Consider the following 15,768-nt stretch of genomic DNA (forward strand, 5'->3'; position numbering starts at 1 on the left):
ATTAGCCGCTATTTTTTGTTAGCTCCATTTTTATCAGTCACTATCGAGGTGTACCATTTTTACCCGAGTAGCCAACTTCTGTCGTAAGGTACTGACCCGCGATGACAAGCTGCCCCGCGACGACGCGGCGGCCGGCGATAAAAACGTAGTCCGCGAAGAGCGTGCCGCGGCGCCAAGCCGCCCTGCGCCGCAGCCGCGCGCCGCCGATAACGGCAGCAACGCCCCTGCCCGCCGCTCAACGCCGCGCAAGCGTCCGCCTTTTCCTATCGCCGAGAGCAACGACTCGATGACCGTGATCCCGCGCGAACAGCACGCGATCTCCCGTAAAGACATCAGCGAAAATGCGCTGAAAGTGCTTTATCGCCTGAACAAGTCCGGCTACGAGGCTTATCTGGTCGGCGGCGGGGTGCGCGATCTGTTGCTCGGCAAAAAGCCGAAAGACTTCGACATCACCACCAACGCCACGCCGGAGCAAGTGCGCAAGCTGTTCCGCAACTGCCGCCTGGTCGGCCGCCGTTTCCGCCTGGCGCACGTGATGTTCGGGCCGGAGATCATCGAAGTGGCCACCTTCCGCGGTCACCACGAACAGAATCAGGAATCCGACAAGAATTCCTCCCAGCAGGCGCAAAACGGCATGCTGCTGCGCGACAATATCTTCGGTTCGATCGAGGAAGACGCCCAGCGCCGTGATTTCACCATCAACAGCCTGTACTACGGCGTGGCGGATTTCACCCTGCGCGATTACGTCGGCGGCCTGAACGATCTGAAGCAAGGCGTGATCCGCCTGATCGGCGATCCGGAAACCCGCTACCGCGAAGATCCGGTGCGTATGCTGCGCGCGGTGCGCTTCGCCGCCAAGCTGGACATGCGCATCAGCGAAGAGACCGCCGAGCCGATCCCGCGCCTGGCCTCGCTGCTGCATGAGATCCCGCCGGCGCGTCTGTTCGAAGAATCCCTCAAGCTGCTGCAGGCGGGTTACGGTTTCCAGACCTACCTGAAGCTGTGCGAATACCAGCTGTTCCAACCGCTGTTCCCGCTGATCGCCCGTAACTTCACGCCGAACCACGATACGCCGATGGAGCGCATTCTGGTGCAGGTGCTGAAGAACACCGATCACCGTCTGCAGAACGACATGCGCGTCAACCCGGCGTTCCTGTTCGCCGCCATGCTGTGGTACCCGCTGCTGGAGCACGCGCAGAAGCTGGCGCAGGAAAGCGGCCTGGCCTACTACGACGCCTTCGCGCTGGCAATGAACGACGTGCTAGACGAGCAGTGCCGCTCGCTGGCCATCCCGAAACGCATCACCACGCTGGTGCGCGATATCTGGCAGCTGCAGCTGCGCCTGTCCCGCCGCCAGGGCAAACGCGCGCACAAACTGATGGAACATCCGAAATTCCGCGCCGCCTATGATTTGCTGGCGCTGCGTGCGGAAGTGGAAGACAATCAGGAAATGCTGCGTCTGGCCGAGTGGTGGGGCGAGTTCCAGGACGCCACGCCGGCGCGGCAGAAAGCCATGCTGAGCACCCTGGGTGACGATCCGGCGCCGCGCCGCGCGCGCCAACGCCGCCCTCGCCGCCGGGCACCGCGTAAAGAAGGGGCATAATGATCCGCGTTTATATCGCGCTGGGCAGCAACCTGGCGCAGCCGCTGCAACAGGTTAACGCCGCGCTGGAGGCGCTGGAGCATCTCCCGCGCACCCGGCTGGTCACCTGTTCTTCGTTTTACCGCACCAAGCCGCTGGGGCCGCAAAACCAGCCGGACTTTCTCAATGCGGTGGTGGCGCTGGATACCCTGTTGCCGCCCGAACAGCTGCTCGACCATACCCAGGCGATAGAACGCAATCAGGGGCGCGTGCGCAAGGATGAACGCTGGGGGCCGCGCACGCTCGATCTGGACATCATGCTGTACGGCGACCAGGTGATCCATACCGATCGCCTGACGGTGCCGCATTACGGCCTGAAAGAGCGCGAATTCATGCTCTACCCGCTGGCGGAAATCGCCCCCGATCTGATTTTCCCCGATGGCGAACCGCTCGCCAGCTGCCTCAAGCGCGTGCCGGAAAACGGCATGGCGCTGTGGCACTCGCCAAAACCGAAATCCTGACCCGCCTACAGCGCCAACCGCGCGACAAATCCCCCCGCCGGGCGATTGGCGAAACTGATCTGTAAACCATGCAAGCCGGCAATACGCTGTACGATCGAGAGCCCCAGCCCGCTGCCGGTCTGTTCCTGCCCCGGCGGGCGATAGAAGCGCTCTCCGAGCCGCGCCAGATGCTCCGTGGTGACACCCGGACCGTCGTCCTCCACCGTCAGCGAACGTTCGCTCAACGTCACGGTGACGACGCCGCCCTGCGGGGTATAGCGCACCGCGTTGTCCAGCAGATTGCGCAACAGCAGCGACAGCAGCAAGGTTTCTCCCTGACGCGGCGGCGGCGTTCCCCGATGTTCATAGCGTAGCGTCACGCCCGCCACATGCGCCTGCCGGTCCTGTTCCGCCAAGGTCATCGTCACCAGATTGTTCCAGTCGATCGGCGCCAGTTCGGCCAGATCCGACAGCGAATCCAGCCGCGACAGCGTGAGCAGCTGATCCACCAGCCGGGTGGCGCGATCGATGCCGAGCGTCAGATTGTCCAGCGCGTGCTCGCGCATCGGCGCATCGTCCCCCGCCAGCTGCACCACTTCGGTCTGCACCCGCAATGCCGCCAGCGGGCTGCGCAATTCGTGCGCGGCATCGGAGGTGAAACGCCGCTCCCGTACCAGCAAAGCGTTGATGCGGGCAAACAGCGCATTGAGCGCATCCACCAGCGGGCGCACCTCGGGCGGCACCTGGCGCGCGTCCAACGGCGTCGCATCATCGGGCGCGCGCCGGCGCAAACCGGCCGCCACCGCGCGCAGCGGCCGCAGCTCGCGCCCGACCATCAGCGCGATCAGCAGCATCAGCACCGGCAGCGTCGCCAGCCAGGGCACCAGTTGGCCGGTCACCATGCCCAGCGCCATATCGCGCCGGTAATCCCACTCCTGGCCGACCACGATGCGGTAGCGCCCGTCCGGGCTGGTCAGCCACACCAGGCGCCAGCTGTCGTCATCGCCTTTGCGCTCGCCGTCGGTAAAACCCTCACGCTCTCCGTCAAACAGGAAGTCGGCACCGTTCTCGCCGTCGTTGAGCAGCATCTTGCCCTGGCGATCGAAGATGGCGAACGCCAGCGCGTCGTCGTCCTGCTCGCCGCGCTTGCCGTGATGCACCAGCTTCTTGGTTTTCGGCAGGCTGCGCGCGCTTTCATCGGCCAACAGATCGCCGAGGTTAGCGGTCGCCAGCCGCTTGGCGAACAGCATCTGCTGGGTGTCGAACACTTCGTTGATGGTGTTGCGCGACATCACCCAGGCCACCACGCTGGCGGTGCTCCAGGTCAGCAGCGCCAGCAGGCTGAAGATCAGGATCAGGCGCAGCCGCAGGCTGAGACGCTTCACGGCGCATCCCCCAGCGTGTAACCCACGCCGTGGATGGTACGGATGAAGCCGTTGCCCAGCTTGCGCCGCAGGTGGTGAATATGCACCTCCACCGCGTTACTGCTCACTTCGTCGTCCCAGTTGTACAGTTTCTCCTGAATCAACGGCCGCGCCAGCACCCGCCCTTTGTTGTGCAAAAACAGCTCCAGCACCGCCAATTCGCGCGGCGTCAGCGTCACCGGTTCGCCGTTGCAGCTCACGCTGCGGGTGGCGCTGTCGAACACCACGTTGCCGTGCGTCAGCTGCGGCATCAGTTGGCCGTGGCGACGGCGGATCAGCGCCTGCAGGCGCGCCGCCACTTCGGCCAGCGCGAACGGCTTGCACAGGTAATCGTCGGCGCCGCTTTGCAGCCCGCTGACCCGCTGCTCCAGCGCATCGCGGGCGGTGAGGATCAGCACCGGCACGTCCTGCCCGGCCTGGCGCCACTGGCGCAGCAGATCCAGGCCGTCGAGGCCCGGCAGGCTGAGATCGAGGATCACCGCGTCGTACGGCGCGCTGTCCAGCGCATTTTTGCCGACGGCGCCGTCGGTGAACCAGTCCAGATTGAAGCCGAGTTTGGTCAGCCCGGCCTTGATGCCGTCCCCGATCAGTTTGTCATCTTCGATCAACAGAATTCGCATGAGTATCCCTTTTGAGTCTTGGCGCCATTGCACCACAAGGTTCTTAAGAACCGCTTAAGCATGGCGATCCGCGCTACCCACCCCGATCGGGTTACAGTAGAATGACTGCACTTTTTTGCAGCCTGGGCCTGCGTACGCCGCACGGCCCGTTTCAGGAGACGTTGTGATGAAACCCACCACCGTGACCCACTTGCGCCAGTGGAAACAGGAGCAACGCAAGTTTGCTACCCTTACCGCCTACGATGCCAGCTTTGCCAAACTGTTTGAAGAGCAAGGCATCAAAGTCCTGTTGGTGGGCGATTCGCTGGGCATGACGCTGCAGGGCCACGACTCCACGCTGCCGGTCACCGTCGCCGACGTGGCCTATCACACGCGCGCCGTGCGCCGCGGCGCGCCGGCCTGTCTGCTGCTGGCCGATCTGCCGTTCATGAGTTACGCCACCCCCGAACAAACCTTCGCCAACGCCGCCGAGCTGATGCGCGCCGGCGCCAACATGGTGAAACTGGAAGGCGGTAGCTGGTTGTGCGACACGGTGAAAATGCTCGCCGAGCGCGCGGTGCCGGTATGCGGCCACCTGGGCCTGACGCCGCAGTCGGTCAACGTGTTCGGCGGCTATAAGGTACAAGGGCGCGACGAACTGGCCGCCAAACAGCTGCTGCAGGACGCGCAGAATCTGGAGCTGGCCGGCATTCAGCTGCTGGTGCTGGAGTGCGTGCCGACCGAGCTGGCGCGCCAGATCACCGAAGCGCTGTCCATTCCGGTCATCGGCATCGGCGCCGGCAACGGCACCGACGGCCAGATCCTGGTGATGCACGACGCCTTCGGCATCACCGGCGGCCACACGCCGAAGTTCGCCAAGAACTTCCTGGCGCAGAGCGGCGATATCCGCACGGCGGTGCAGCACTACATTCAGGAAGTGGAGCAAGGCCTCTACCCGGCGGCTGAACACTCTTTTAACTAAGCGATGGTTCCAGGAGTCACCCAATGATTATTATCGAAACCCTGCCGATGCTGCGTCAGCAGATCCGCCGCTGGCGCCAGGAAGGCAAACGCATCGCGCTGGTGCCGACCATGGGCAACCTGCACGACGGCCACATGACGCTGGTCGATGAAGCGCGCGCCCGCGCCGACGTGGTGGTGGTGAGCATCTTCGTTAACCCGATGCAGTTCGATCGCCCGGACGATCTGGCGCGCTACCCGCGCACGCTGCAGGAAGACAGCGAAAAGCTGACCCGCCGCGGCGTCGATCTGGTGTTCGCGCCGGCCCCGGCCGCGGTTTATCCGCAGGGCCTGGAGCAGCAGACCTACGTCGACGTGCCGGGCATCTCCACCATCCTGGAAGGCGCCAGCCGGCCGGGCCACTTCCGCGGCGTTTCCACCATCGTCAGCAAGCTGTTCAACCTGGTGCAGCCTGATTTGGCCTGTTTCGGCGAGAAGGATTACCAACAGCTGGCGTTGATCCGCAAAATGGTGGCGGACATGGGTTACGACATCGATATCGTCGGCGTGCCGACCGTGCGCGCCAAAGACGGCCTGGCCCTCAGCTCGCGCAACGGCTACCTGACCGCCGAAGAGCGCAAGGTAGCGCCGCAGCTGAGCAAGATCATGAACGCGCTGGCGCAACAGCTGGCCAATGGCGAGCGCCAGATCGAAGCGCTGCTGGAGCAGACCGCCGAGCAGCTGCGCGCCGCCGGCTTTACGCCGGATGAGCTGTTTATTCGCGACGCCGACAGCCTGCAGCCGCTGACGGTGGACAGCCAGCGAGCGGTGGTGCTGATGGCAGCCTGGCTGGGCAAGGCGCGTCTTATCGACAACCAGCAGGTCGACCTGACGCTGTAAGCCGTTTTTTATACTGTCGTCACCCTACCGCCCTGACCATAGGTAGACAATGGCGGGGCAATCGGTGACGATAGAGATTGCAGGGATGCAGGAGAGATGTTCAACCCCAGCGCCTGTGAAGGCCGATATTCAGTTAGGTAAAGCTATGATACGTACTATGCTGCAAGGCAAGCTGCATCGCGTCAAAGTCACTCAGGCTGACTTGCACTATGAAGGATCCTGCGCCATCGACCAGGATTTCCTGGAAGCGGCCGGCATTCTGGAATATGAAGCGATCGATATTTACAACGTGGATAACGGCCAGCGCTTCTCCACCTACGCCATCGCCGCCGAGCGCGGTTCGCGCATCATTTCGGTCAACGGCGCCGCCGCGCGCTGCGCCTGCGTCGGCGACAAACTGATCATCTGCTCCTATGTGCAAATGACCGACGCCGACGCCCGCCAACACCACCCGAAAGTCGCCTATTTCGAAGGTGACAACAACCTGCAGCGCAAGGCGAAAGCCGTGCCGGTTCAGGTCGCCTGACAATAAAACGGGCGCCTTGCGCGCCCGTTCTTCCTTATTGCACCACCACCGTGCCCGGCTTGTTGGCTATCCGATCCGCCATGGTCTGGATCGAGTCGGTGCGCAGAATATACAGCCGCTTTAGCGTATAGGGGTTATCCCCCGGCTTTACCTTGCCCTGCACCGTGGTCACCGCCAGATGGAAACCGGCGTCCTGCGCCGCCTGAATCGCCCGTTGGTTATAGCCGCCGAACGGGTAAGACAGATACAGCACGTGCGGATTGAACTGCGACAGCGCGCGGCGAGAGCGCTCAAAATCAAACTCGATATTGTGCAGCGAACGGCTCAGCAAAATCGGCTGGCGATTACCGTCGGTGCGGTGCAGGAAATGGGTATGCGACTGCACGTCGAACACGTCCTGAATCTGCTTGAGCTCCGAGACGCTCATAAACTGCAACGAGTCCGGGTTCCATTTCTGCGGATGGCGTTTGATGCGCGAAGAGATGATGAACGCCGTGGCGCGGAAACCGTAATCCTTCAATACCGGGTAAGCGTAGCGATACACCGATTTCAGCCCGTCGTCGAAGGTCAGCACGACCGCCTTGCCCGGCAGGTTGATCTGATTTTTCAGGTAGGCTTCCAGCTGGTACAGCGAAATGGTGTCGTAGCCCGCCTGCTTCAGGTAGGTCATCTGGTTGCTGAACGCCACGTCTGAAGTGGTGGTCGAGGTGTGGCGGAAGCGTTTGTTCTCTTCGTTTTTCAGCAGGTGGTGGTAAGTCAGCACCGGTATGCCGTTATCGATCTCGCAGTCCAACTCATTAATGAACCCCAGCCGCTCGCCGATGTTGACCTCGTACCAGGTGTTGTTCAGGCGATCCTTCAGCTTGCCGATGATCGGATAGCGCAGGTTGCCTTCCAGCGTGCCCAATACCTCGCTGTCCTTGTCCGCTGCGGTGTATACGTCGATCGTTTTTTGCGTGATCAGATTCTGGTTGGTCAGCGGTTTGTTCAGCTCGCCCAGATCGTCTTGCACCTTGCGCGACTTCTTCAATTCACGCACGTCGTCTTTATCGATAAAGCCGGTACCGTGCCCGAATTTGAATTCGTAGTATTCCGCATCCGCCGGGAAGACTTGGAGCAGTTGCCCGCGCTTCACTTCCCCTACCGGGATCACATGCTCGCCCACCAACGCATAGACTTCGCTATCGCGCTGCGCTTCCATGTATTCAGATTTAACCGCGCTGTCTTCCGACAGCAGACTAGCCAGGCTCACAGGGGAAACCAACGACATCAGAATGCCGAGCAACCCAGCCGTTAACGTGTATTGAGACCGCATGATGATGTTCTGCTTACGAGTGCGTAATGACAAAAGTGGAGGAAATGTGGAGCGCCAGCATAGCACGATTTGAACAGCGGGGAACTAGCGGTTATTTGAGCAATTCTATTGATTTACGCGCCGCCTGCGCCAAATCAAGAAAAGCGCCCCCGCCGGGAAAGCGAGGGCGCGATACGATCAGCTGCGCAGGCCGCGGCCGCGCTCGATCAGGTACCAGGACAGCAGGTAAAACACCGCGATAAACGCCACCAACACCGCCATGGTGAACGCCAGCGGCACGTCGTTGATGCCGAGGAAACCGTAGCGGAAGCCGCTGATCATATAAACGATGGGGTTCAGCTTGGACACCGCCTGCCAGAATGGCGGCAGCAGCGACAGCGAGTAGAACACCCCGCCCAGGTAAGTCAGCGGCGTCAGCACGAAGGTCGGGATCAGGCTGATGTCGTCGAAAGTGGTGGCGAACACCGCATTGATCAGCCCCGCCAGCGAGAACAGGATCGCCGTCAGCAGCAGCGTCAGCGCAATCACCCACCAGGCGTGCACCTGCAGCGGCACGAAGAACAGTGAGATGATGGTCACCAGTACGCCGACGCAGATGCCGCGCGCCACGCCGCCGCCGACATAGCCGGCGATCACCACGTGGGTCGGCACCGGCGCCACCAGCAGTTCCTCAATGTTGCGCTGAAACTTGGCGCTGAAGAACGACGAGGCGACGTTGGCATAGGAGTTGGTGATCACCGCCATCATGATGAGGCCGGGCACGATGAACTGCATGTAGCTGAAGCCGTGCATATCGCCAATGCGCGAGCCGATCAGGTTACCGAAGATGATGAAGTACAGCGTCATGGTGATCACCGGCGGCACCAGGGTCTGGATCCAGATGCGCGCGAACCGGTTTACCTCTTTGGCCCAGATGCTCTGTAAGGCCACCCAATACAAACGCGTCATGCTTTCTCTCCATTGCCGTTAACCAGGGTGACAAACAGCTCTTCCAGGCGGTTCGCCTTATTGCGCATGCTCAGCACCTGCACGCCCTGCGCGCTCAGCTGGGCGAACAGGCCGTTCAGCCCTTGCTCGCGCATCACCTCCACTTCCAGCGTCGAGGTATCCGTCAGGCGGCTGCGGTAACCGTCCAGCTTCGGCAGCGGGCTCTTCGCCGCCAGATCGAGGATGAAGGTTTCCGACTTCAGCTTGGCCAGCAGCCCCTTCATCGAGGTGTTTTCCACCAGTTCTCCGTTCTGGATGATGCCGATGTTGCGGCACAGCATTTCCGCCTCTTCCAGATAGTGGGTGGTGAGGATAATGGTGGTACCCTGGGCGTTCAGATCTTTCAGGAAGCCCCACATCGAGCGACGCAGCTCAATATCCACCCCGGCGGTCGGCTCATCGAGAATCAGCAGCTTCGGCTGATGCATCAGCGCGCGGGCGATCATCAGGCGGCGCTTCATGCCGCCGGACAGCATGCGGGCGCGCTCGTTGCGCTTGCCCCACAGATCCAGCTGATTGAGGTATTTTTCGGCGCGCGCCATCGCTTCACGCCGCGTGACGCCGTAGTAACCCGCCTGATTCACCACGATCTGCAACACGGTCTCAAACGGATTGAAGTTGAACTCCTGCGGCACCAGGCCGAGCTGGCGCTTGGCGTTGACGATGTCTTTATCGATGTCGTAACCGAACACCCGCACGCTGCCGGCGGTTTTGTTCACCAGCGAGCTGATGATGCCGATGGTGGTGGACTTTCCGGCGCCGTTTGGCCCCAGCAGGGCATAAAAGTCCCCCGCTTCGACGCTCAGGTCGATGCCGCGCAGCGCCTTGACGCCACCGGCGTAAGTCTTGGTCAGCTGCGCTAATTCCAGTGCATAATTCATATGTAAAATAGTACCTTATAACGATGAGTATGCCGCCGCGCCCCTGTTTGCGAGGCTTGAAACACTAACAATAATCCTAGCATCGACGGCGTTTTCACTGCGTCGAATCCGTGCGCTAAATGAGGCTGCACCACTGTTCCGATTTCCAAATTGTGACGCTTACCCTATATTACCCCAACGCAATCTGTCCGTTACGGGTCAATCACCTTCATGAAAGAAATCGAAGAGCTTATCGCCAACAACCAGGCCTGGTCGGCCAATATCAGTCAGGAAGACCCGGATTTTTTTGAACGTTTAGCCCAGGCGCAAAAGCCCCGCTTCTTATGGATTGGTTGCTCTGACAGCCGCGTTCCCGCAGAACGCCTGACCGGCCTCGAGCCGGGTGAACTGTTCGTCCATCGCAACGTGGCGAACCTCGTTATCCACACCGATCTTAACTGCCTGTCGGTGGTGCAGTATGCGGTAGATGTGCTGGAGGTCGAACACATCATCATCTGCGGCCACCTGGGCTGCGGTGGCGTGCAGGCCGCGGTGGAAAACCCGGAGCTGGGACTGATCGACAACTGGCTGCTGCACATTCGCGATCTGTGGTACAAGCACAGTTCGCTGCTGGGCGAGCTGCCGCCGGAACAGCGTTTCGACATGCTGTGCGAGATCAACGTCATTGAGCAGGTGTACAACCTGGGCCACTCCACCATCATGCAATCGGCCTGGAAACGCGGCCAAAAGGTGATGATCCACGGCTGGGTGTACGGCATTCAGGACGGCCGTCTGCGCGATATGGAAGTGCTGGCGACCAGCCGCGAGAGCCTGGAGATGGGCTACCGCAAAGCGATAGCCAAACTGAAGCAGGATAAAGGCATATAACCCCGCCGCGGGCGCGGCTTGCCGCGCCCCACATCCAATTACTCGTCCAGCAGCACCACTTTGCCGACGTACGGCAGGTGACGGTAGCGCTGGGCGTAGTCGATGCCATACCCCACCACGAACTCATCCGGGATCGAGAAGCCGACGTATTCGACCGGCACCTGCACTTCACGGCGCTCAGGCTTGTCCAGCAAGGTGCAAATCGCCAGCGACTTCGGCCCACGCAGCGCCAAAATCTCGCGCACTTTGTTCAGCGTATTGCCAGAATCGATGATGTCTTCCACGATCAGCACGTCTTTGCCGCGAATGTCTTCGTCCAGATCCTTGAGGATCTTCACGTCGCGAGTGGTGGACATGCCGCTGCCGTAGCTGGAAGCCGTCATGAAGTCGACTTCGTGCGGCACGTCAATCGCGCGGCACAGATCGGCCATGAACATGAAGGAGCCGCGCAGCAGCCCGACCAGCACCATGTCACTGCCGCTGTCGCGGTAATGTTCGGTGATCTGGCGGCCAAGTTCGGCGATACGGGTCTTAACTTCCTGCTCGGAAATCATTACGTCTACAGTGTGTTTCATAGTATTCAGGTCAGTTGCCGGAAGAAAGGTGCGGAGTTTAGCATAGCCTTTCGCCGGTGGCGACGCGAGCGCGCCGCCACATGAGCGCCGGGCCGCGATCATTCGTCGACGGTAAAGCCCATCATCATGCCGGTATCTTCGTGTTCCAACAGGTGGCAGTGGGCCATATACGCATGTTCGCTGCTTGCCGGATGATCGAAGCGCACCAGCACTTCGCTGCGCCACCCTTCGACGCGCACCGTGTCCTTCCAGCCGCTGCGATGCGCCGCCGGCGGTTTGCCGTTTTCCGACAAGATACGGAACTGGGTGCCGTGAATGTGGAACGGGTGCAACATCATGTCGCCCTCGCCGGAAATGGTCCATTTCTCATACTGGCCCCGTTTGGCGGCGAACATCGGCTTGGTCATGTCGAAGGCCTTGCCGTTGATCATGTTGCCGTGGCTGAAGTCGAACGGTTTGGCTTTGCCCTGCGCGCCGCCGTGATCCATCCCGGCCATCTTGCCATGATCCATGCCTTTCATGTTGCCGTGATCCATGCCCTGCATGCCGCCCTTTTCCATGCCTTTCATGTTACCGTGGTCCATGCCTTTCATGTCGCCACCGCCCATCGCGCCATGATTCATGCTCATGCCGGCCATCGCCTGGTGGCCATAACGATCCATCAGCGCCTGCATGCCGAGCATATCCAGCTGCGGATCCATCATCAGCTGCAGCCAACGCTCCTGGATGCCGGCGGTGGCAGGCAATGTCGGCAGCTTCACCAGGCTGTCCGGCATGGCTTTAATGCCCTGCGCCAACGACGGCTGAATGCGCAACACCGGCAGCGGCCGATCGAACGGCGCCAGCGTCATGCCCATCTGTTTCACCGGCAACGTCACGATATCGAATGCTTTCCCGTCGGAGGCATCGACCAGCACTTCAAAACGCTCGCCCATCAGCATCGGCAGCTCGGTCAGCTTCACCGGCTCCGCCAGGAAACCGCCGTCGCTGGCGATGACGTACAGCGGACGGTTGTCACTGGCCGCCAGATTCAGCGAGCGGGCGTTACAACCGTTGAGGAAACGCAGACGCAGCCAGCCGCGCGGCGCCAGATGTTGAGGATACTGCGCGCCGTTGGTGAACATGCGATCGCCAAACCAGCCCACCGCCGCGCTCATCACGTCCAGGCGGTATTCGATCTGCGCGTCTTTGCCCAGCCGCTTATCCTGCAGGATCACCGGAATATCATCCTGCCCCCAGGTTTTCGGCAGCGGCAGTTTGGCGCTTTCGTCGTCTTCCAGCAGCACCAGCCCCGCCAGCCCCATCATCACCTGGCTGCCGGTTTTACCGTGTGTATGCGGGTGGAACCAGCAGGTGGCCGCCGGTTGATCAACGGTGAAATTCACCGTGCGCGTCGCGCCGGGATGGATCAGCGCCTGCGGGCCGCCATCGACGTCGCCGGGAATTTCCAGACCGTGCCAGTGGACGGTACTGGCCTCCGCCAGGCGGTTTTTGATATCGACCGTCACCGGTTGGCCACGCTGCAGCTTCACCGCCGGCCCGAGCAGCGCGCCGTTGAATCCCCAGGTTTTGGTCGCGGCGCCGGGCAACCAGCGGGTTTCCCCCGCCTGCAGCGCCAGCGCAATCTTTCCCTGCGCGTCCGGCATCAACAGCGGCGGTACCGGCAGGGCCGGCCTATCGGCCGCCCAGGCGGCTCGGCTCCATAACGGCAATGCGCTCGCCGCGCCCAGCGCGGCGGTTAATTTAATAAAATCACGGCGTAACATCGCTGACTCCCTTTTCTCAGTGACATAACTCAATGCCGCCAGCCTAAACCTTCCCCCTGGCGGAAGGTCAAGCCTTTCCTGGCGGTATTTTAAGCTATGCCTCACAATCAAGAGAGTGTGACTGGCAAGCGCGACGCCGGCCCGCCGGCAATAAAATTTGGTGCCTTTACAGACAAGTGTGGTAACGTCAGCAGACGACAAACAGGCCTATTTCATGATGAAAAAAACAACGTTATCGATGCTGTTGCTGGCGATGCTGGGCTTCTCCAACGCCAGTCTGGCGCTGAATGAATCCGAGGCGGAAGATCTGGCCGATCTTACGGCGGTATTTATTTATTTGAAAAATGATTGCGGCTACAACGATTTGCCAAACGCGCAAATCAAACGCGCCATTGTCTATTTCGCGCAACAAAACCGCTGGGATTTGAGCAACTACAACAGTTTCAATATGAAGGCGCTGGGCGAAGACAGCTATCGCGATCTCAGCGGCATCGCCATTCCAACGCCCAAGAAGTGCAAATCGCTGGCGCGTGACTCGTTGAGCCTGCTGGCCTACGCCAATTAATTCTTTCCCCTTCTCCCATCCGCTTAACGCTCTCTCTGTCTGAAATTCAACCGTGCATCGCCAGGCAGAGTTAGCTATGATGTTGCGCCGATTTTTCATGGCTGTTATTACGGAGTTTCCCGCACATGACCCAGAAAGAAATTTGGTACGAAACGCTGCATACGGGCTTCGGCCAGTACTTCTCGGTAGAGAAGGTGCTGTACCGCGAGAAGACCGATCATCAGGATCTGGTGATCTTCGAGAACCCGGAGCTGGGGCGCGTGATGGCGCTCGACGGCGTGGTGCAAACCACCGAGCGTGACGAGTTCATCTATCACGAAATGCTGACCCACGTGCCGTTGCTGGCGCACGGCCGGGCGAAGAAAGTGCTGATTATCGGCGGCGGCGACGGCGGTATGCTGCGTGAAGTCAGCCGGCACCCTGGCGTGGAGCAGATCACCATGGTCGAGATCGACGCCGGCGTCGTCGAGTTCTGCCGCCAATACCTGCCCAACCACAGCGCCGGCGCCTATGACGATCCGCGCTTCAAGCTGGTGATCGACGACGGCGTCAACTTCGTGAATCAAACCGACGAAACATTCGATGTGATCATCTCCGACTGCACCGATCCGATCGGCCCCGGCGAAAGCCTGTTCACCTCGGCGTTTTATGAAGGCTGCGCCCGCTGCCTGAATGAGGGCGGCATTTTCGTCGCGCAGAACGGCGTCTGTTTTCTGCAGCAGGACGAGGCGGTCAACAGCCACGCCAAACTGAGCCGCTACTTTAGCGACGTCAGCTTCTATCAGGCGGCGATCCCGACCTATTACGGCGGCATCATGACCTTCGCCTGGGCGAGCCAGGACCCGGCGCTGCGCCAGCGCGATCTGCCTGCCCTGCAACAGCGCTTTAACCAAAGCGGCCTACACTGCCGTTATTACAACCCGGCAATTCACGTCGGCAGCTTTGCCCTGCCGCAATATTTGCTCAATGCCCTGAACGTAACACGTTAAGCGAGAAGATAAAGGAGGTGGCCCAAATTGCATAAGCTAAAACTGCACGGCTTCAACAACCTGACCAAGAGCCTGAGTTTTTGTATTTACGATATTTGTTACGCCAAAACCGCGGACGATCGCGATGGCTATATCGCCTACATAGACGAACAATATAACGCCAACCGGTTAACCGAGATCCTGAGCGAAACCTGCTCGATCATCGGCGCCAATATTCTGAACATCGCGCGTCAGGACTACGAGCCGCAGGGCGCCAGCGTCACCATCCTGGTCAGCGAAGAGCCGATCGATCCGAAAGACGTCGATACGTCGGAACACCCCGGTCCGCTGCCGAATACGGTCGTCGCGCACCTGGACAAAAGCCATATCTGCGTACACACCTACCCGGAAAGCCATCCGGAAGGCGGGCTGTGCACCTTCCGCGCCGATATCGAGGTTTCGACCTGCGGCGTCATTTCGCCCCTCAAGGCGCTGAACTATTTAATTCACCAGCTGGAATCCGACATCGTCACCATGGACTATCGCGTGCGTGGTTTTACCCGCGACGTGAACGGCGTGAAACATTACATCGATCATGAGATCAATTCGATCCAGAACTTTATGTCGGAAGACATCAAGGCGCTGTACCACATGATGGACGTGAACGTTTACCAGGAAAATATCTTCCATACCAAGATGTTGCTGAAGGATTTCGATCTGAAGCACTACCTGTTTAACGCGGAGCCGGAGGCGTTGAGCGCCGCCGAGCGCAAGCAGATCACCGATCTGTTATGGAAAGAGATGCAGGAAATCTATTACGGCCGCAATATTCCGCATCTGTGATGGAAAGGGCGCGGCACGCCGCGCCCTGATGCTTAGTACTTCAGCATGAAAGAACGATAGGCTTTCAACACCAGCAGGAAATCCTCAACGCCGCAGAATGAGAGGCTTTCTTCGTCGTAATAGTTCATCCCCTCTTCCATTTCATCGCCCTCGAACTCCAGCTGATTGGCGCGGATCATCACTTCTTCACCGTCCATCAGCAGCGTATATTCATGGCCTTCCAGCTGCCATTGACGCTCGCTGCCTTTGACCTCGGCCGCACCGGCTTCAATGCGGTCCAGCAGGTTGAAATCGCCTTTGACTTCTTCGTTGATCCAGTGGCCAATCGCTTCATGCCCCATCGAAAATCTGACGATCACCTGACCGGTGACGTCACGCAGAAATTCGTAATCCATAGCATGCCCTCCTGAGCCCTTTTTCTTAGTGTAAACATAAATGGCGGACTAACTCAGTGAGCGCTCGCAAAGTTGGCAACTGAGTAAAATAAAACGGGAGGCCAAGGCCTCCCGT

At 60.1% G+C, this 15,768-nt stretch carries 17 protein-coding genes; 9 read left to right on the top strand and 8 right to left on the bottom strand.

The window, feature by feature from the left end:
* Nucleotides 1-55 precede the first annotated feature (55 nt).
* A complete protein-coding gene (pcnB, locus tag GT753_RS15980; RefSeq protein ID WP_075201870.1) occupies nt 56-1,603 on the top strand; it encodes a polynucleotide adenylyltransferase PcnB in 1,548 nt (515 codons plus the stop codon).
* Nucleotides 1,603-2,103 (top strand): 2-amino-4-hydroxy-6-hydroxymethyldihydropteridine diphosphokinase, encoded by a 501-nt coding sequence (folK, locus tag GT753_RS15985; RefSeq protein WP_015379025.1) that lies wholly within the window; start codon nt 1,603-1,605, stop codon nt 2,101-2,103. Before pcnB ends, folK begins: the two co-directional genes overlap by 1 nt.
* Before the next feature lie 5 nt (nt 2,104-2,108).
* Here the strand turns inward: folK and qseC are convergent, their stop codons facing one another.
* Nucleotides 2,109-3,467, bottom strand: a complete 1,359-nt coding sequence (gene qseC / locus GT753_RS15990) for a quorum sensing histidine kinase QseC (RefSeq protein WP_160125764.1) — start codon at nt 3,465-3,467, stop codon at nt 2,109-2,111.
* A complete protein-coding gene (gene qseB / locus GT753_RS15995; RefSeq protein ID WP_004937550.1) occupies nt 3,464-4,126 on the bottom strand; it encodes a quorum sensing response regulator transcription factor QseB in 663 nt (220 codons plus the stop codon). Before qseB ends, qseC begins: the two co-directional genes overlap by 4 nt.
* Nucleotides 4,127-4,292: 166 nt before the next feature.
* Here qseB and panB point away from each other — a divergent pair, with 166 nt between their 5' ends.
* The 3 genes from panB (at nt 4,293) to panD (ending at nt 6,491) form a co-directional block, all read left to right on the top strand.
* Nucleotides 4,293-5,087 (top strand): 3-methyl-2-oxobutanoate hydroxymethyltransferase, encoded by a 795-nt coding sequence (gene panB, locus GT753_RS16000; protein ID WP_004937548.1) that lies wholly within the window; start codon nt 4,293-4,295, stop codon nt 5,085-5,087.
* A 23-nt stretch (nt 5,088-5,110) separates the two neighbouring features.
* On the top strand, nt 5,111-5,965 hold the full coding sequence (panC, locus tag GT753_RS16005) for a pantoate--beta-alanine ligase (protein ID WP_015379028.1): 855 nt from the start codon (nt 5,111-5,113) through the stop codon (nt 5,963-5,965).
* Between the two features lie 145 nt (nt 5,966-6,110).
* Nucleotides 6,111-6,491: an aspartate 1-decarboxylase gene (panD, locus tag GT753_RS16010; protein ID WP_004937544.1), complete on the top strand. Its 381-nt coding sequence runs from the start codon at nt 6,111-6,113 to the stop codon at nt 6,489-6,491.
* A gap of 34 nt (nt 6,492-6,525) precedes the next feature.
* Here panD and GT753_RS16015 read toward each other — a convergent pair whose 3' ends face one another.
* The 3 genes from GT753_RS16015 to GT753_RS16025 all read right to left on the bottom strand — a co-directional run bounded on the left by GT753_RS16015 (nt 6,526) and on the right by GT753_RS16025 (nt 9,674).
* Entirely contained in the window at nt 6,526-7,806 is a 1,281-nt protein-coding gene (locus tag GT753_RS16015; RefSeq protein WP_015379029.1) for a polysaccharide deacetylase family protein, read from the bottom strand.
* A gap of 177 nt (nt 7,807-7,983) precedes the next feature.
* Complete coding sequence (locus GT753_RS16020) at nt 7,984-8,754, bottom strand: ABC transporter permease (protein WP_004937535.1); 771 nt, start codon at nt 8,752-8,754, stop codon at nt 7,984-7,986.
* Nucleotides 8,751-9,674, bottom strand: coding sequence for an ABC transporter ATP-binding protein (locus GT753_RS16025; protein WP_004937534.1), 924 nt, complete (start codon nt 9,672-9,674; stop codon nt 8,751-8,753). Before GT753_RS16025 ends, GT753_RS16020 begins: the two co-directional genes overlap by 4 nt.
* Nucleotides 9,675-9,884: 210 nt before the next feature.
* Between GT753_RS16025 and can the strand changes: the two genes are divergently transcribed.
* Complete coding sequence (can, locus tag GT753_RS16030; protein ID WP_160125765.1) at nt 9,885-10,541, top strand: carbonate dehydratase; 657 nt, start codon at nt 9,885-9,887, stop codon at nt 10,539-10,541.
* A gap of 38 nt (nt 10,542-10,579) precedes the next feature.
* Here can and hpt read toward each other — a convergent pair whose 3' ends face one another.
* Both hpt and cueO read right to left on the bottom strand, forming a co-directional pair.
* A complete protein-coding gene (gene hpt / locus GT753_RS16035; RefSeq protein WP_048234659.1) occupies nt 10,580-11,116 on the bottom strand; it encodes a hypoxanthine phosphoribosyltransferase in 537 nt (178 codons plus the stop codon).
* A 98-nt stretch (nt 11,117-11,214) separates the two neighbouring features.
* Nucleotides 11,215-12,882, bottom strand: coding sequence for a multicopper oxidase CueO (gene cueO, locus GT753_RS16040; RefSeq protein WP_015379033.1), 1,668 nt, complete (start codon nt 12,880-12,882; stop codon nt 11,215-11,217).
* A gap of 217 nt (nt 12,883-13,099) precedes the next feature.
* On the opposite strand from cueO, the gene GT753_RS16045 reads away from it, so the two are divergent.
* The 3 genes from GT753_RS16045 (at nt 13,100) to speD (ending at nt 15,258) form a co-directional block, all read left to right on the top strand.
* On the top strand, nt 13,100-13,447 hold the full coding sequence (locus GT753_RS16045; RefSeq protein ID WP_004937515.1) for a YacC family pilotin-like protein: 348 nt from the start codon (nt 13,100-13,102) through the stop codon (nt 13,445-13,447).
* 125 nt (nt 13,448-13,572) lie between these two features.
* The gene (speE, locus tag GT753_RS16050) at nt 13,573-14,436 is read left to right on the top strand and encodes a polyamine aminopropyltransferase (protein ID WP_004937512.1); all 864 of its coding nucleotides are present in this window, start codon (nt 13,573-13,575) and stop codon (nt 14,434-14,436) included.
* A gap of 27 nt (nt 14,437-14,463) precedes the next feature.
* A complete protein-coding gene (gene speD / locus GT753_RS16055; protein WP_004937510.1) occupies nt 14,464-15,258 on the top strand; it encodes an adenosylmethionine decarboxylase in 795 nt (264 codons plus the stop codon).
* A 32-nt stretch (nt 15,259-15,290) separates the two neighbouring features.
* Here the strand turns inward: speD and yacL are convergent, their stop codons facing one another.
* A complete protein-coding gene (gene yacL / locus GT753_RS16060) occupies nt 15,291-15,653 on the bottom strand; it encodes a protein YacL (protein WP_004937507.1) in 363 nt (120 codons plus the stop codon).
* Nucleotides 15,654-15,768 lie beyond the last annotated feature (115 nt).

Origin of the sequence: Serratia sp. Z4, from assembly GCF_009900725.1 — a bacterium.
Classification (GTDB): Bacteria; Pseudomonadota; Gammaproteobacteria; order Enterobacterales; family Enterobacteriaceae; genus Serratia; species Serratia nematodiphila.

Coding starts and splice junctions, on each gene's coding strand:
- GT753_RS16020 (WP_004937535.1), bottom strand. CDS start 8,754: ATGACGCGTTTGTATTGGGTGGCCTTACAGAGCATCTGGGCCAAAGAG.
- yacL (WP_004937507.1), bottom strand. CDS start 15,653: ATGGATTACGAATTTCTGCGTGACGTCACCGGTCAGGTGATCGTCAGA.
- cueO (WP_015379033.1), bottom strand. CDS start 12,882: ATGTTACGCCGTGATTTTATTAAATTAACCGCCGCGCTGGGCGCGGCG.
- panB (WP_004937548.1), top strand. CDS start 4,293: ATGAAACCCACCACCGTGACCCACTTGCGCCAGTGGAAACAGGAGCAA.
- folK (WP_015379025.1), top strand. CDS start 1,603: ATGATCCGCGTTTATATCGCGCTGGGCAGCAACCTGGCGCAGCCGCTG.
- panD (WP_004937544.1), top strand. CDS start 6,111: ATGATACGTACTATGCTGCAAGGCAAGCTGCATCGCGTCAAAGTCACT.
- qseB (WP_004937550.1), bottom strand. CDS start 4,126: ATGCGAATTCTGTTGATCGAAGATGACAAACTGATCGGGGACGGCATC.
- GT753_RS16025 (WP_004937534.1), bottom strand. CDS start 9,674: ATGAATTATGCACTGGAATTAGCGCAGCTGACCAAGACTTACGCCGGT.
- panC (WP_015379028.1), top strand. CDS start 5,111: ATGATTATTATCGAAACCCTGCCGATGCTGCGTCAGCAGATCCGCCGC.
- speE (WP_004937512.1), top strand. CDS start 13,573: ATGACCCAGAAAGAAATTTGGTACGAAACGCTGCATACGGGCTTCGGC.
- hpt (WP_048234659.1), bottom strand. CDS start 11,116: ATGAAACACACTGTAGACGTAATGATTTCCGAGCAGGAAGTTAAGACC.
- GT753_RS16045 (WP_004937515.1), top strand. CDS start 13,100: ATGAAAAAAACAACGTTATCGATGCTGTTGCTGGCGATGCTGGGCTTC.
- can (WP_160125765.1), top strand. CDS start 9,885: ATGAAAGAAATCGAAGAGCTTATCGCCAACAACCAGGCCTGGTCGGCC.
- GT753_RS16015 (WP_015379029.1), bottom strand. CDS start 7,806: ATGCGGTCTCAATACACGTTAACGGCTGGGTTGCTCGGCATTCTGATG.